This is a genomic window from Chloroflexus islandicus (assembly GCF_001650695.1).
Taxonomy (GTDB): domain Bacteria; phylum Chloroflexota; class Chloroflexia; order Chloroflexales; family Chloroflexaceae; genus Chloroflexus; species Chloroflexus islandicus.
Map to the genome: position 1 here is coordinate 1 of NZ_LWQS01000048.1, position 15,979 is coordinate 15,979.

The window sequence follows — 15,979 nt, forward strand, 5'->3', positions numbered from 1 at the left end:
GCCCTTTAGGGCCGGGTTCGGGACAGAACGTATGAGCGTAGATGTAGGTTATAGCTTTGCGATGCGCTGGTTTACCCCCACCCCCCTCCCCGATCCCACTAGCGCGGGAGAGGGGGCGTGGAGAGCCGGGTTTTGAGGCATCGCCAAGCGATCAACGGTTATACTCGACCAAATTTCTGTCCGCCCCTTAACCTAGCGGGGGTGAGGGAAGTCATTTAATAATGCTTCCGCAAATCCATCCCCGCATAGAGCACCGCCACTTGTTCGGCATACCCATTAAACGGCAGCGTCTTGCGCCGGCCCATCTCGCCAATCCGCCGCTCGGTGGCCTGCGACCAGCGCGGGTGCGGCACGTCAGGGTTGACATTGGCGTAAAAGCCGTATTCGTGCGGCGCAACCGCCATCCAGAGCGAGACCGGCATCGTATCGGTCAACTCAATCTTGACGATCGATTTAATGCTCTTAAAGCCATACTTCCACGGCACTACCAATCGCAACGGCGCGCCATTCTGCGGCAACAGCGTGCGTCCATACAGGCCAGTGCTGAGGATTGTCAAATCGTGCATCGCCTCATCGATCCGCAACCCCTCGGCATACGGCCACGGAAAGTAGCGATCGCGCTGGCCCGGCATCTGGTCGGAATCGTAGAGCGTCTCGAAACGCACGTATTGGGCTTGGGCGGTTGGCTCAACCAGCGCCAGCAGCTTGTGCAGCGGGAACCCCTGCCACGGGATGACCATCGACCAGCCTTCTACGCAGCGCAGCCGGTAAATCCGCTCTTCTTGATCGAACATCTGCAAGATGTCTTCGATCGCGAAAATACGCGGATTGCGCACCATCCCCGTCACCTCAACCGTCCACGGCTGGGTGACAAAATTGGCGGCGCGGCGAGCGACCGCTTCTTTGTCGGTGGTGAATTCGTAGAAATTGTTATAGTTGGTGATCTGTGCAAAGGTGTTGGCCGGATCACCCAACTCGTCGCGCAGGCCGGCATTGGCGGCAGGTGAGGGCTGATCGTCTTGCGCCGGACTGGTGCTCACACCGCAGGCGCTGAGTAATGCTCCCACCCCCAGCGCACCCAACCCGCGCAAGAGCGCGCGCCGGTTGACATAGACCGATTCGGGGGTAATATCTGATGAGCGGATCGCCGGATCGCGGTACATGTGGGGGTCTTTCTAGGGATGACATCATGGTAGCCGGTAGAGACGCACGGTCGTGCGTTTCATTGGCGACGCACGGCCGTGCGTCTTTACGGGTGATGCAATGATTTCATGCCGATCATACGGAAACGCACGGCTGTGCGTCCTTACGGGTGATGCAATGATTTCATGCCTATCATACGGAGACGCACGGCCGTGCGTCTCTACAGGTATTATACGCCGTTACCCTGTAACCGGATGTGCGTTTATTCATCCACCAACGCCAAAATCAACCGGCGCACCTGCCACAACCGGCGGTCGGCGCCTTCGGGCCGCACACCGAGGTCATCACGGATTTGGCTGATTTGCAATCTAATGGAATCGATCGGGCCTTTTTGCGGCTCGACACTGAGCTGGTACGCGCGGTCGAGGGCGCGGCGGGCGGTCATTAAGGCCCGGTCAGCTTCGGCGAAGTCGTTGCGTTGCAGCGCCTGCACCGCCTCATCGAGCGTGATTGCGGCGCGCAACAAGTGGGTGGCGGCGCGTAATTGCGCGTTTTCCGCTTGTAGATCGAGAATCGTCAGCCGGAGCAGGCCATCGTCAAGCTGCGCCGTCGGCAGTGCCGGTTGTGGTGAGGGGAGTGGGGTGGGTGGCGCCGTCGGGGCCGGCGTGGCCGTAGCGATCTGCGGCGCTGCCGGTGCAGGGGCCGGCAGCACCCAGTAGTACATCGTAAGGAAGAGCGCTAAGCTAGCGGTGATGGTGAGGACGTGCGGCGCAAGCAAACGCACATACCGCTGCCAGCGTCCCGGCAGCGGCGATGATGGTGGCGGCGTGTCATGAACAGATGACATTGCGGCAAAGGGATTGCACTTGTCACCCACGTGGAGCGAACAGCGATCCGGTGAACGTGGCTTCGGCAAACAAGCAGCCGGCGTATCGACACCCGGCTGCCGCCGGTCTTCAGCACCATTCGCTAGACTATGCCAAGCGAGCCAACCCTAGGGTTGCACTTTTGGCCCATACTTAAAAAGCTTTAAGCGGTAGCCGTTAGGATCCGCAATGATAAAGCCGTATGGCCCTTTGGCTGTTGCATACCGCGCGCGAAGATCCTCGACGATCAGAATTCGCCTTGCCAACTCTTCGTAAAGGTCATCAACTGCCTCAAACGAACTAAGTTCGAGACCAATAAACCTGATCCCATCCGGTTCAGGCGGGCCTTTGGCTTCAAACCGCAAGACGAACCCGTCCGCCAGTGTGATCGCGAGCACACCCACCGTCTCGTCATAATAAGCAGGCGTCAGACCGAGCGTGTTCGCATAGAAGTCACGCGTCTCGCGCAAGCGATCGGTCAGCAAACAGATATGCTGGCAACGCACGACCGCGGCCATTTAAATCTCGTGCGCCAGCAAGATGGCCTGCGCAATCTCCTTCATCGACTTGCGCGTATTCATCGACAGTTGCTGGATCTTGCGGAAGGCTTCCGCCTCTTTCAAGCCTTGGGTGTCCATCAAGATGCCCTTGGCCCGCTCGACCAGCTTGCGGGTTTCGAGCGTCTCTTTCAGGTCGGCTACTTGCCGATCCATCTCAAGGAATTCTTGATAGCGGGCAATCGCAATCTCGATCGCGGGCAACAGCTCGGCCTCGCGGAACGGCTTGACGATATAGTTCACGACGCCAGCTTCCTTGGCCCGCTCGACCAGATCGCGGTCGGAATAGGCGGTGAGCAACAGCACCGGCGCAATCTTCTCTTCGGTCAGAATCCGCGCTGCCTGAATGCCGTCGAGTTTCGGCATCTTGATATCCATCAAGACCAGATCGGGGCGCAGCTCGCGGGCGAGGTTGATCACGCTCACGCCGTCGCCGGCTTCGCCGACCACCAGATAGCCGAGACTGACGAGCGTCTCTTTCAGATTCATGCGGATGATCGATTCGTCGTCGGCGATCACCAGTCGCGTCTGGGGCATACGCTCTCTCCTCTATCGTGATTGGCAACCTGCGGCAGGCTGCATCGGTGGCTGATTGATTTATGCGGGCAGTATAGCATTCAATCGTTCGCCGATCAACCGTCTAGCGAACGATTTTGTGCCCGCTTGACACTATACCGTATTATAACCCAAGCAGTTTCCGTAACAAATCATCATCATTGCCGGTGCGCTGGCCTAAGGTGGGATCAGCAGGCAATTCGGTTTCGTCGAGCCGGCGGGTGGCGCGGGGCTGATCTGGCGGTTCGGCGCGATGCCAGTCGGGGTCGAATTCCGGCTCTGGCGCAGCTAATTCCGCTTGCCAGCGTTCACGCTCGGCGGGCGGCAAGTCGGCTGCCGTATCATCGTCAAGCGGCCCTAGCTCCATCTGCCAACGTTCACGCTCGGCGGGCGGCAGATCGTTCCAGTCTACCGGTTGATCGATCACGGGTTCTAGGCGCGCTGGCTCATACCCGTTGCGCAACACGCTTGCCGGTGCGTCAAACCAAGCATCAAGCTCGTTATTGCCCAGTGGATCAGGTTGGTGGGGCGGCTGGCCGGGCGCGCTGTGGCTCCGGTTGGCCGGCCGATCAGCGGCTGCCGGCCATTGATCAGTTTGGCGAACGTTCGCGCTGGTCGTCGGCTGCGATGTCACTGCGCTTGATGGTTGGGTTTGGCGGCTTGCCGTCCGGGTTGGTTGTCGCCATGCCGGCCCGCTGCGGGTTGCCCGCTCTCGATTGCCCGGTTTGTCTCCCAATCGCAACAGTGAGCGTCCGCTGGATGTGGTTGGTTGTTCGTCATCGATCGCTTCAGCCGGCGGAGCAGCGGTTGGTTTGTTGCGGCGCGAAAAATTGCGCAGCCAGTTTTGCCATGGTTCAGCCGCTGCGGCTGGTGCGCCCTCGGTGGCTGGCGGCGGGCTGGCCGAGCGGTAGCCGCTGCGGCTGCTGCGCGAGCTCGCTACAGGATGCTGCTCGATGTAGCGATAAAAGTCATACATCATATATAACAGTAACCCAACTGCCGCTAAACCCAATACGATAATGACAGGCATCATCCATTCCGCTCCACCGCTACTGCTCTGCGCCACGTTCCTGCTCGTTGCCGGAGCCGTTGGGGTTGCTATTGCCGATGGCGCCGTTGCATTCGGCGCAACGGTAGCTGGACAGAGCACACTCGTCGCTTGCGCCCCTACTTCACGCCCCAGCAACCCTAACCGCACTTGCCAGATTGGTTGTTCGGGCAACGGTGCAACCGGATCCAGCTCAAACCGGGCCCGTTCAAAGTACTGTACCACCAGATCGCGTCCCGACAGCGGATCGCGCTCGGTCAACGCGCCACTGATGGGGTAGCCAAACACACTCAGGCCGCCATACCGCTCGTAGAACGCGCGAAACCGTGGATGAGCGAACGCGGCGGGATCGTTCAAATCGGTGCGCGGCGTCACTGCTTGATCGGGATATGCTAGCCGGAAGGCTACTGTCCCGAGATGCGAACCGAGCACCCGGTTGGGCCAATCGTTGGCTGGATGTAATTCGAGCCGCTGGCGTTCGGTATAGAGCACGGCTACTTCTTGCCGGCAATCGCCGGCCAATTCGCGGCGCACCGGGCCGAGCGGCAGGCCGAGCAGGGCAATCGCTTCGAGCAGGTCGCGCCGTTGGTCACTGCCGAAGGTTTGGTAAAAGCGGGCAAAATCGCCGGTAATTGGCGTTTCGGGCGCTTCGGGCAAGAACAGCGGCGGGCAGACCTCGATCTTGCTCGTGGGGGGCAGGGGCGCAATCACCTGCAACTGGCCGGGATCACCCATCAATGCTGAGAGGTCACGGGGCGCGACCGGTAAAGGCGCTGGGCCGCGATTGCCGTTGCCGGGGGTGATCGGCAAATAGCGGATGCCGGTTACACGGGCCGCGCCATCGGCGTCGCGCGTAACCCCTACATACATCAATACTGCCGGTGTTTCCGCCGCGCCAATCAGGTCGCCGGCGGAAAAGATGGCCAGACCTTCGCGATCCCCGGCGCGCACCCAGTCAACTGTCGCCGTTACCCCCGGAATGCTGCCGATGACGACGTCTGCGCCGGCGGCAATCAGGTTACGCGCAGCGTTGATTCGGGCCTGTGCCGGATCAGGATCGTTTGGTTGGCCCCATGCCGCCATCACCACAACCAGATCGGTCTGGCGGCGGGCTTGCTCGATGGCAGAACTGATTGCTGGCAACACCCCGGCAGCATCGGCCAAGAGGTTGATCTGGCCGCGCGGATCGGCATTGCCGCCGAGACCCCACGTTGCGCTGAGGAAGCCGAGCGTCAACGGCGACGCCGGATGCGGCACCGTAACCTTCAAAAACGGCGGCAGCGTCTCGCCGCCGGGGGCAGCGCCGTGCTGGTAGATGCCGTAGCGGGCTAAGGTTTGCAGGGTAGCGTCAACCCCAGCCGGCCCGCGATCGAGCAGGCGGGGATGGGCGGCGCCGAGCAAAAGCAGATTGCTTTCGGCCAGCGCGGCGGCCAGCGCCGGCGCCGGGCCGCCGGCTAATGGCCCGGCCAGCGTCGCCAAGCCGAGATCAGCGGCAGCCAGAAATGGGCGCAACGGCGCAAACGACTCGGCATAGCTGGGGGTCTCGATCCCGCCGGGAAGGAGGGCATCGGGGGTAATCGCGCCAGCAACTGCTAGCGTATATTGCACCGAATCGCCAGCGCCACACCGGTTAAGCGCCCAACGCGGCCCGGCTGGCGGTTGGGCCTGCGCTGCGGGTGTGGTAATGAATGTGACCAATATGGTAAAAATGAGCAACAGCCGGCTCATCATCGTCGCCTCACCTCTGCCAATCGTTGGTTCAGAGGTTTGCACCGGCCTGCGGTTGGCCGGATTGCAACAATTGTACTACATGATTAGCCGCTGCGGCGACGGAGGTGCGAACCGGCCCACACCAGCGCGAAGATCAGCGTGCTGGTGAGCACAATTGCGGCGCCTGATGCAATGCTGAGGTAGTACGAGGCGTAGAGGCCAACCACGCCGGCCAGCATCGCCAAGAGTGCCGCTGCGATCATCATTGTGTGCATGCGATGGGTGAAAAAGGCGGCGGTAGCCGGCGGCGTCACGAGGATGGCTAATGTCAATGCGACCCCGACAGTCTGGATCGCAACCACAATCGCGACCGCCAACATTGTCAAGATTAAGAAATCGAAGAAGCGCACCGGCAAGCGCAATGTTGCTGCCAGCACCGGATCGAACGTAATGACCATCAGTTCTTTGTAGAAGAGCGCAATCGCTGCCAACACCACTGCCCCAAACACGGCGATCCGCCACAAATCGCTCTCGCTCACACCCAAAATATTCCCAAACAGAACATGCGACAGATCAACCGCCGAGTTTCGCACCGTCGAAATCAGGGCCACGCCGAGCGCAAACATTGCCGCAAAGACGATCCCGATCGCGGTATCTTCGCGCATGCGGGTTGCCCGGCTCACCGCGCCAATCGAAAACGAGCTGACCAGCGCCGCTCCCAATGCCCACCAAAAGAGCGCGCCGCGATCAGCACCGTTGATCAGGTACCCGACCGCAATGCCGGGCAAGATCGTGTGGGCCAGCGCATCGCCTAAAAAGGCCATGCCGCGCAAGACCACATATACCCCGACCACTGCGCAGACAAGGCCGACCAGCAGCGCGGCAATCAAGCCGCGTTGCATAAAGGGGTAGGCCAGCGGGGCGGTAAGCAGCTCGATCATAGGGTGCCATCCGGGGTTGGATTGCAGCAGGTGTCGGCGACGGTCAGTAATCCATCGCCGCTGCTGAGCAGATGGAGATGGCCGCCATACGTGGCGACCAGATTGGCGGCAGTGAAGGCTTCGCGGGCCGGCGCATACGCAATCAGCCGCCGGTTCAGCAGCATCACCCGGTCAAAGTAGCGGGCCGCTTGCTGCAAATCGTGCAGCGCGGTCAAAATCGTGACCCCCTCGGCGCGCAACGCCGCCAGCGCGCGAAAGATTTCATCTTGGGAAGGAATATCCAACCCCACCAGCGGCTCATCCATTAACAACAGGCGCGCTTCTTGGGCTAGCGCCCGCGCCAAAAAGACCCGTTGCTGCTGCCCGCCTGATAAGTGCCCGATTTGGCGGTTGGCGAAGGCGGCTAATCCCACCCGTTCCAGCGCCCGCTGCACTAATAGTCGATCGTGGTGGGATGGCCGGCGCAAGAGCCCGATGCGTCCTACCCGACCCATCAAGACCACATCACTGACCGAAACCGGAAAGCGCCAATCGACTTGCAACCGCTGCGGCACATACGCGATCGTATTTGGTTCGGCCCGCTCGGCGCCAAAGAAGCGAATCTCGCCAGAGGTAATCGGTTGTAGGCCGGCAATCGCTTTGAGCAGAGTGCTCTTGCCGGCGCCGTTGGGGCCGACGATCGCGATCTGTTCACCGGCCTGAATATCGACCGAAACGTCGCTCAGCGCCTCGGTTTGGCGGTAGCGCACCGTCAGATGGCGGATAGCGAGTGCTGGGACAGTGGTGGCCACTGTCGCCGGTGTCGTCAGTGCAGAAACGGTCATCGTCAGCCTCCGCCAAATCGTTGGAACGGGCGAACATGCGTCAGCCGTTCCGCATGCGCCACCCGCGCAGCGCTCCCATTGTAGCCGAGAAATCGCATTATCCGCGCAGCGCATCAACCATCTGAGTGACATTGTAGCGCATATAATCGATGTACGTCGCTCCCGGCCCGTTCGCGTCAGTCAGTGACTCGGTCAGCACGCGCACAATCTTCGCCCCCGTATCGCGGGCAATCTGTTCAGCCAGTTGCTGGTTAGCAATGTCGCCAACGAAAATCGCAGTGACGCCATAATCGGCGATCAGGTCTTGCAGCGCTGCCAACTCTTGGGCCGAAGGCGCGGCGCTGGTGCTGACGCCGGGAATGATTGCCCCTACTTGCCGCAACCCGTACCGGTCAGCCATATAGCCAAAGATCATGTGATCCGACACGATCAACCGGCGTTCGGCGGGAATCGCAGCGAACTGCTCGGCAATCCAGCGATCAAGCTCGTCGAGCTGGCGCTGATACTCGGCGGCGCGCGTGGTGTAGGTATCTGCTCCGGCTGGATCAAGCCGGCTCAGGGTTGACGCAATCACATCAACCCACGCTTTGACGTTGGCCGGATCAGTCCACGTGTGACCGTCAACCTTATCGGCCTCGTGGCTATGCGCGTCATCGTGACTATGCTCGTCACCGTGTTCATCATGCATGTGGCCGCTCGCCTCTTCCTCGCTCATGGTGCGTAAAGCGAGATTTTCTGACAACGACACCACTGGCGCCTGCGTACCCGAACTGGCTATCAGGCGCTCGATAAATTCTTCATAGCCCGCGCCAACGATAAAGATAGCCTTGGCCGCATTCACCCGCGCGAGATCCTGCGGGGTTGGTTCATAGTTGTGCCCGTCAGCTCCAGCCGGAACAATAGTATCGACCTGCACCCGCTCACCGCCGACTTGGCGCACCACATCGGCCACGATGCTGGTGCTGGCCATCACTGCCATCGGTTCCGCCGCGGCGCCGGCAGGGGTGGCAGTAGGTTGGCTCGCCGGGGTCTGGCCGCACGCTGCGATCAGCAGCATCGCGATAGCGATAACGGTGATGTGGTGTATCCATTTCATGGTATTGCCTCCATTAATGAAACATTGTTTCAATAAATTATGATACATACCGGGTGAATTGTCAAACATGTAGAGACGCACGGCTGTGCGTCTCTACAATTGCGTTTAAAAACGTCATCCCCGTAGAGACGCACACAGCCGTGCGTCTCTACGGGGATGACGTATCGATTAAACCACCAGCGATTACCGCATGATCATCGGGATGTAGATCGTATATTGCGGCGCAGGCGGTGGCGTGACGGTAGGTGTCGCGGTCGCAGTGGGTGTGGCCGTCGCGGTCGGGGTAGCCGTCGCGGTGGCGGTCGGGGTAGCCGTCGCGGTCGGGGTAGCCGTCGCGGTGGCGGTCGGGGTAGCCGTCGCGGTGGCGGTCGGGGTAGCCGTCGCGGTGGCGGTCGGGGTAGCCGTCGCGGTCGGGGTGGCCGTCGCGGTGGCGGTCGGGGTGGCCGTCGCGGTGGCGGTCGGGGTAGCCGTCGCGGTGGCGGTCGCGGTGGCGGTCGGGGTGGCCGTCGGCGTGGCCGTTGGCGTGACCGGGGTCGGGGTGGCCGTCGCGGTCGGGGTGGCCGTCGCGGTCGGGGTAGCCGTCGCGGTGGCGGTGGCGGTCGGGGTGGCGGTCGCGGTGGCGGTCGCGGTGGCCGTCGCGGTCGGCGTGGCCGTCGGCGTGACCGGGGTCGGGGTGGCCGTCGCGGTGGCGGTCGGGGTGGCCGTCGCCACTGGCGCAAAGTTGGCCACTAACACCCGGTTGCCGGTCGCCACAAAGCTGTAGCTGGCCGTGGTCGCCACCACGCTCGCACCTTCCGTCCAGTTAACGAAGGTGTAGCCGCTGGCCGGCGTCGCGTTGACCGTCACCACTGCGCCGTGCGGGTAGGTGCCGCCGCCGCTGGCCGTGCCGCCCGCGGCTGGATCGGCGCTGACCGTGATCTGGTAAGTTGGGCGGGCGTCTACATGGATGGCGAACGCATCGCGCGCGGCTAGGGTGTAGTTGACAATCTGCCCGCTCCCGTTCACTTCAATCAAGGCGCTAGCCGGGGCCGGCGTGGTCGTTCCCGGCAGCACGCAGATCCCTCCCGCGAAGTCGTATTTGGTGATGTCGCAGTAGAACCCGGCTGGCAGGCTGGTCTGGTAGGTGGTGGTTGCTGCCGCCGTCGTGTTGTTGATGGCGACAAAGCCGCGGTTGCCGCGTCCGAAGGCGATATGGTTGCTCGGTGCGCCGCCAATGTTTTGCCAGTTGGTGATCGGCTGGCCGTAGGTGGTCTGGCGGAATTGCACCATGTTGGCAATGCCCGGATTCCGGTGTTCGCAGACCCACTTGCCGAGGTCAGCGCTCGTGACCGGGTTGGGGTAGGTGCCTGAGCAGTTGGCCGGATAGTCGCTCGCCGTTTGGCCCGGCCCGTAGACCGGGCGGGTATCGGCCCCTAACCCCGGCCCCCACGTGACGCCGCCGTCGTTGCTGCTCGGCGGGCCAAGGCTGTCGCCGGCGTTGCTGGCGGGGTTGGTTGTCCAGTAGTAGCTCGACATTACCGACGGATGGCCGTAGGGCTGGGCCAAAGTGAAGATGTTGGCCAGCAGGTGGGCGCGTCCGTCGCGGTGATCGACCACGCACGCGCCGCCGGGGCCGTGGCCGCGTTGGTTGTCGTGGTTGTCAACGAAGATTTGGGCGAACCGTGACGGCAACAAGCCGCTGGTGAAGTTTTGCAGGTCGCTGAGCGAGCCGCCGCAGGTGAAGGCGTTGCCCATCACGCTCACACTGTAGGCAAACTCGGTCACGTCGCCGTAGGGTGTGTATTCCCAGTCGCGGATGCGCTCGGCGGGATCCATGTCGATCACTTCGCTGAAGATGTAGGGTTTCCCGCCGCCGGGCAGGGTGAGGCTGTCAAGGATGGCGCCGATCTCGTGGGCGGCCATGTGCTTGGCGGCGTCGATGCGGAAGCCGCGCACGCCAGCGTTGAGCAGCGCTTGCAGGTAGGCGCGTAGTTTGCTTTGCACCGCCGGTTTGCCGGTGTCGAGGTCGGGCAGACCGGCGAGTTGGCAGCGTTGCACCTGATTGCGATCCCGGTAGTTGGTGATTAGACAATCGGGGTGGAAGTCGTCGGGTACGTATTGCGCGCCGTAGAACCGGCTAGCAGCCGGTTGTGAGCGGTATTGGCTGCCGGACGTGCCGGTGGGCGGACTGCCTACTTCGATGTCGGCCATGTGGTTGATCACGGCGTCAACGATCACCGCTACGCCGGCGCTGTTACAGGCATTCACCATCTGCTGGAACTCGGCCCACGTGCCGCTGCGGCTGGTGAAGCGGCTGGTGTCGTGCGTCACTGGTTGGTAGCGTGCCCACCACGGAAAGTCGTTGGCCGGGTTGCCGCCAAGATCGGCGGTGGGCACAATGTGCTCGTTCGGCGGCGAGACTTGCACGCCGGTATAGCCCTTTTGGCCGAGGAACGAGCACTCTTGCGCGACATCGGCCCAGCGCCATTCAAACAGGTGAACGAAGACGCCGCCGTTCGGTTCGCTGGCGCTGTCACCAGCCGGGATGATGGTGATCAGACCATCGCCTTGATCGTCATCGTCAGGATTACCGTTAATGTCATAAGCATCGGCCTTCCACTTACGCCCGGTTTCGCTGGTCTTCTTGCAATAGGCGGTGAAGCCATACGTGCCCGGTGCGAGGCTCTCTAGCACGGCGCGCGGGATCGTCGCCCGATATTCGTCGTTGTTGCCGATGTCCCCGTTATAGACCATCGGCAGGTCGCTCCACGGCTGGCCGTAGCGGCCCCAGTGCAAGAAACACTCGATCCCGGCGCCTTGGCCAGCTCCCGGCGTCACTCCCGCTTCGTAGACTTGCACAAAGACATCGAAGCCGGCGGGTGCGAAGCTGCCTTCGTTGATGGCATGGGCCACGCCGCCGCGCGGGAACATCAACCCCACCCAGTCAATCGTGCTGGGCGGTTCGAGGGCTTGGGTCGAGACGAAGACCACCGTGGTGCGCGGCGGGATGGTGAAGGTGTCGGTGGCATCGTTAAAGCTGGCCGTCGCGATCACCGGATCGTCATCGACGCCGTCGGTGTGCAATGGGTGCAGGGTGAAGCCGTTGGCGTTGGGGATGGTGATCGTCTGGGTGATCGTGTTGGCGTTGAAGAAGACGAGAATGTTTTCCCAGTTCGGGTCGAGATCGGGCGCAACTTCGTCCGATAACCGCATCACAATCAGCGCATCGCGGCTGTTGTCGGTATTGTAATGGCTGACGCGGGCATTGATCGCCGCTTCAGTGGTGAGGCGGAAGAGCGGCGAACTCATGCGCAGGCGCAGCGTCTCGCGCATGTGCGCGGCAGCGAAGTTCATGTCGGCAGGGGTGGGGTCAAGCGCAGTGTTGCTCAACAACGGCGTCATAATCCCCCAGCGCGAGTTGTTGTCCCACGTTGGCGGCAGGCCGCGGCCAAAGTTGTTGGCGCTGCGATCCCAATAGACCCGGTTGAACCAGTCGCCGGAGTCGTAGCTGTTGCGGTCGAGCGATTTCGAGCGCAGGATGTCTTGACCCATGTGGAAGAAGGGGATGCCTTGCGCGAGCCCGATCAGGCTCACTCCCATGTTTTGGCTGCGCACGCGGTTGGCCATTGAGGTCGTGGCAATGCCACTGCCGCCAATCCACCCCGGATTGCCGCTGCCATTGCCGTTGGGCAGCTTGAAGATGTTTTGGTCAAATAGGGTCTCGTTGTCGTGTTTTTCGACGTAGTTGATCGCCTCTTGCGGATCGTCGGTGAAGGGATTGCCCTGACCATTCCAATCGGTGCCGCTGCCGCGCAACGCCGAGCGCAGCGTGTCCATCACCACGTATAAATCGCTCTGGAAGCGGTTGGGGTAGGCGTAGCCGTTCCAATCGTAGCTGAGGCCGTTGATGAACCCTTGCCGGCGAATGCCGACCGTGTCGGTGCTGTAACCGCCGTGGGCCGCGTCCCGGATGACGTCGTTGAACAGGCCGATCCCGCTGCCGGTCATGTTGTGCTTGTGGGCATAGCAGTTTGGGCAGACGGTCAAGCCCTTGTCGCGGGCCGAGCCGAAATCCCAGCCTTCGCCGTAGAGGTAGATCGTGCTGCCATCAACCCCATTGGCGCTGGGGGTGAGCGCCTGCAACGCCGCCCGTACATTGAGCATATTCTGGCGGGTGTGCAGGTTCATCAGGTCAAAACGGAAGCCATCGATCTTATACGCCGTCGCGAAGCGCACGACCGTATCGATCATGAGCTTCTCCATCATGGCATATTCAGTGGCAGTGTCGGCGCAGCACGACGATTGGTAGAGATTGCCAGCGGCGTCGTAGCGATAGTAGTAGCCGGGCACAATTCGATCCAGCACCGATTTGTCATCTTGCCCGCTGGCTGCGGTGTGGTTGTAGACCACGTCCATCACCACGCGCAACCCATTCTGGTTAAGCGCCTGCACCATCTCGCGGAACTCAAGGATGCGCGTGACCCCATCGGGGTTGGTGCTGTACGACCCTTCCGGCACGCCGTAGTGGTAGGGATCGTAGCCCCAATTGAAGCTGTCGGTCTGGCGGGCTGCGCCGACTGCCGCTTGCGGGCCGGTTGAGGCGCGATCGGTGGCGGGGTTGAATGAGATGGCTGGTTCCGTGCGATCGGTTGGGGTCTCGATCACCGAGGCGATGTCAAACGCCGGCAAGAGGTGGATATGCGTCAACCCGGCCTGCCGCAGTTGCAGCAGATGGTTCATCCCATCCGAGAGGGCCGGGTTCGGGTGCGGGCCGGTTCCATCGTAGGTAAAAGCGCGGTAGGTGCCGCGATCCGCCGCCGCAACCGTGCTATCGTTGGCGCTGAAGTCGCGGATATGCACCTCGTAGATCACGATGTCTTCGGGGTTGGCCAGCGCCGGCTTGCTCAGCGTATCCCATCCTGCCGGCTTCAGATCAGCATCGTCCAGATTGACGAACTGGCTGCGCACATCACCGGCGGCAGCGCCGTCTTGCGACAGGCTGACCGAGTATGGGTCAGTAACGAGGTTGGTAACGACCGCATCGAGCGCCGGCACATACACCTCAACCGCAAACAGGTAAAACTGGCGATCCCACGTCGCGTTACCGGTGACGCTCCACACGCCGCTTGCCGGGTCGAGCGTCATCGGGTGATCGGTGTAGGCCGTGGCAGTGGAGGTAGCGAAGCGGCGGAGGGTCACTGCTTGCGCCGTCGGCGCCCACAACCGCACTGTAGGCGCGCCGCCGCTATAGCTGACGCCAAGGGTTTGCGCAGCGGCATTAGCCGCGTACAGATCATCAAGCACCCCCTGAATCTGCACCCGCGTGGCATCGATCCGGCTGCCGCCGCTGTTGTATGCCGCCACCACCAGTTGGCCGCGCAGCAGATGGCGGGCATCGGCGGCGCTCAAGCCGGTCAACAGCCGGGTCAGACCATTCGCGTTAGGGTTCTTGACAAAACCGCTCACCGTACCGCTAGCGGTCAACGGTACATAACACGGCGCTGCCGGGGCTGGGAAGCTGCAGGTGGTCGCCTCGGCAGCGGTGGTCAAGCTGCCGTCGGGGTCATAGAGCAGGCGGAAGCTTGCCGCCGGGCCGCCATTCCACGCAATCGTGTTCAGATCAAGCCACAGCGCGCGGGCTTGGGCAGGAGTAATGGCGCTCGTGCCGCTGCTGACGGTATAGCTATAGTTGCTGCCGCCGTTGGTGTCGGCGTTGATCGTCATCAAATCGGCGTCAGCGCCGGCAATTGCGCTCACATTGCCCGAACTAAAGACGTAATAGCTAACCGTCGTGCCGGCAGTTTGCGAGGGGATGGTGGCGCTGAACGAGGCGCCGCTGCCAGCCATCTTGACCACCGTCGAACCCGCCCAATTGCCGTTGACGGCATAGCGCAGCCAGAGCGCCTGCCCAGCGGGAGGGGTGACGTTGGTGGTGGCAATGACCGTCACCGCTTGCCCGGCGGATGGTGCAGCCGGACTGCGGCTCACACCGGTGATGGTGGCTGGTGGGGCGCTGAATTGGAATACCACCCCGCGCTCGCCGCCATCCCACTTGAAGACATAATAGCTGCCAGCGACATGATTGAAGCGCAGATTGCGCTCGCCGCCGCCGCCAGTGCTGAGGCCGGTAAAAATTTGGCCAAACGTCACGTTGTTTGGCGCATCTTTACCGAACCATTGATTGGTTTGCTTAAAGAACTTGAATTCGCTGTTGGGATCGCTGGAATTGTTGACTTGGCCGCTGGTGTAGATAAATGTCCCACCCAGACTGGCCGACATCGTCCACGGCGTACTACCCCAACCATTGAGACTGCCGCGTACCTCTTCGCCGGCGGCGGCAACAGGCAGGGGCAACATGAGGGCAATCAGGCCGGAGACGATCGTGAGGGCAAGCAGCAGGCGCAGGCTACGATGATGCACGGCACAACCTCGTTGTTTAGTGTAATGGAGTGGGGGGATGGCCTCGTTGGCATTATAACCGATAACCGGGATTGCACCGGATTATAACACAGATTTGTTGTTTGTGCAATAGTATTGTTGACAACGATATATGTCCTCCCGTAGCGCCGCACCGCCGTGCGGCTCCCGACGATGCGGTGATCGTCCATGCCTTTGTACAGCCGCACGGCGGTGCGGCTCCAACCACCCTGTGATCTGTTACAATAATCGCATCAACCCGCCATCTCTAATAGATCACACCTATGCACACCTTTCACCCGCAAACCCCCGACTGGGAACCGCGCGTGCGCGCCAGCTTCGCCCGCCAAGGCCTGATGAGCGCGCTCCATGCCGTGATCGAACACATCCGTCCGGGTGAGTTGGCGATAACAATGCCTGCCGATCCGGCCTACAGCCAGCAGCACGGCTACATCCACGGCGGGGTGATTGCCAGCATTCTCGACAGCGCCTGCGGTTATGCGGCGCTGACGCTCATGCCCGCCGATCGCGAAGTGTTGACGGTCGAATTCAAGATCAACTTTCTGAGTCCAGCCCGCGGCAGCCGTTTTGTGGCCATTGGGCGGGTGGTGCGGACGGGACGCACGGTGACGGTGTGTAGTGGCGAGGCGATGGCGATTGATGGCGACCGGCGCTCGACTATCGCGCTCATGCAGGCGACGATGTTTGCCGTGCCGGTCACGCCGGGGGCATAAGTCCTTCTCATCACGTTGAGATGCGGACGGCGTATGGTGCAGATGTGGTTGATAGCGTTGAGATGCTTCTGTTTTCCCTCACCCCCAGCCTCGCTTCCATTGGCGCGGG

The 15,979-nt window shown here is 61.8% G+C and carries 10 protein-coding genes; 1 reads left to right on the forward strand and 9 read right to left on the reverse strand.

Annotated elements, in window-relative coordinates; all coding sequences use genetic code 11:
- Positions 1-215 precede the first annotated feature (215 nt).
- From msrP to pulA, 9 genes are all read right to left on the reverse strand, one after another.
- A complete protein-coding gene (gene msrP, locus A6A03_RS08340) occupies positions 216-1,163 on the reverse strand; it encodes a protein-methionine-sulfoxide reductase catalytic subunit MsrP (RefSeq protein ID WP_066786288.1) in 948 nt (315 codons plus the stop codon).
- A gap of 242 nt (positions 1,164-1,405) precedes the next feature.
- Entirely contained in the window at positions 1,406-1,990 is a 585-nt protein-coding gene (locus A6A03_RS08345; protein WP_066786289.1) for a hypothetical protein, read from the reverse strand.
- Between the two features lie 147 nt (positions 1,991-2,137).
- Entirely contained in the window at positions 2,138-2,527 is a 390-nt protein-coding gene (locus tag A6A03_RS08350) for a VOC family protein (RefSeq protein WP_066786292.1), read from the reverse strand.
- Positions 2,528-3,103 carry an ANTAR domain-containing response regulator gene (locus A6A03_RS08355; RefSeq protein ID WP_012257866.1) on the reverse strand — a complete coding sequence of 192 codons (576 nt, stop codon included), beginning with the start codon at positions 3,101-3,103 and terminating at the stop codon, positions 2,528-2,530.
- A gap of 142 nt (positions 3,104-3,245) precedes the next feature.
- Positions 3,246-5,900, reverse strand: coding sequence for a CapA family protein (locus A6A03_RS08360; RefSeq protein WP_066786294.1), 2,655 nt, complete (start codon positions 5,898-5,900; stop codon positions 3,246-3,248).
- An 83-nt stretch (positions 5,901-5,983) separates the two neighbouring features.
- The gene (locus A6A03_RS08365) at positions 5,984-6,820 is read right to left on the reverse strand and encodes a metal ABC transporter permease (RefSeq protein WP_066786297.1); all 837 of its coding nucleotides are present in this window, start codon (positions 6,818-6,820) and stop codon (positions 5,984-5,986) included.
- Positions 6,817-7,644, reverse strand: a complete 828-nt coding sequence (locus A6A03_RS08370; protein ID WP_066786301.1) for a metal ABC transporter ATP-binding protein — start codon at positions 7,642-7,644, stop codon at positions 6,817-6,819. Before A6A03_RS08370 ends, A6A03_RS08365 begins: the two co-directional genes overlap by 4 nt.
- A 97-nt stretch (positions 7,645-7,741) precedes the next feature.
- Positions 7,742-8,740 carry a metal ABC transporter substrate-binding protein gene (locus A6A03_RS08375; RefSeq protein WP_066786305.1) on the reverse strand — a complete coding sequence of 333 codons (999 nt, stop codon included), beginning with the start codon at positions 8,738-8,740 and terminating at the stop codon, positions 7,742-7,744.
- A 183-nt stretch (positions 8,741-8,923) separates the two neighbouring features.
- Positions 8,924-15,139: a pullulanase-type alpha-1,6-glucosidase gene (gene pulA, locus A6A03_RS08380; protein WP_066786309.1), complete on the reverse strand. Its 6,216-nt coding sequence runs from the start codon at positions 15,137-15,139 to the stop codon at positions 8,924-8,926.
- Between the two features lie 281 nt (positions 15,140-15,420).
- Between pulA and A6A03_RS08385 the strand changes: the two genes are divergently transcribed.
- On the forward strand, positions 15,421-15,870 hold the full coding sequence (locus A6A03_RS08385) for a PaaI family thioesterase (RefSeq protein WP_066786311.1): 450 nt from the start codon (positions 15,421-15,423) through the stop codon (positions 15,868-15,870).
- The last annotated feature ends 109 nt before the right edge of the window (positions 15,871-15,979 follow it).

Coding starts and splice junctions, on each gene's coding strand:
- msrP (WP_066786288.1), bottom strand. CDS start 1,163: ATGTACCGCGATCCGGCGATCCGCTCATCAGATATTACCCCCGAATCG.
- A6A03_RS08345 (WP_066786289.1), bottom strand. CDS start 1,990: ATGTCATCTGTTCATGACACGCCGCCACCATCATCGCCGCTGCCGGGA.
- A6A03_RS08350 (WP_066786292.1), bottom strand. CDS start 2,527: ATGGCCGCGGTCGTGCGTTGCCAGCATATCTGTTTGCTGACCGATCGC.
- A6A03_RS08355 (WP_012257866.1), bottom strand. CDS start 3,103: ATGCCCCAGACGCGACTGGTGATCGCCGACGACGAATCGATCATCCGC.
- A6A03_RS08360 (WP_066786294.1), bottom strand. CDS start 5,900: ATGATGAGCCGGCTGTTGCTCATTTTTACCATATTGGTCACATTCATT.
- A6A03_RS08365 (WP_066786297.1), bottom strand. CDS start 6,820: ATGATCGAGCTGCTTACCGCCCCGCTGGCCTACCCCTTTATGCAACGC.
- A6A03_RS08370 (WP_066786301.1), bottom strand. CDS start 7,644: ATGACCGTTTCTGCACTGACGACACCGGCGACAGTGGCCACCACTGTC.
- A6A03_RS08375 (WP_066786305.1), bottom strand. CDS start 8,740: ATGAAATGGATACACCACATCACCGTTATCGCTATCGCGATGCTGCTG.
- A6A03_RS08385 (WP_066786311.1), top strand. CDS start 15,421: ATGCACACCTTTCACCCGCAAACCCCCGACTGGGAACCGCGCGTGCGC.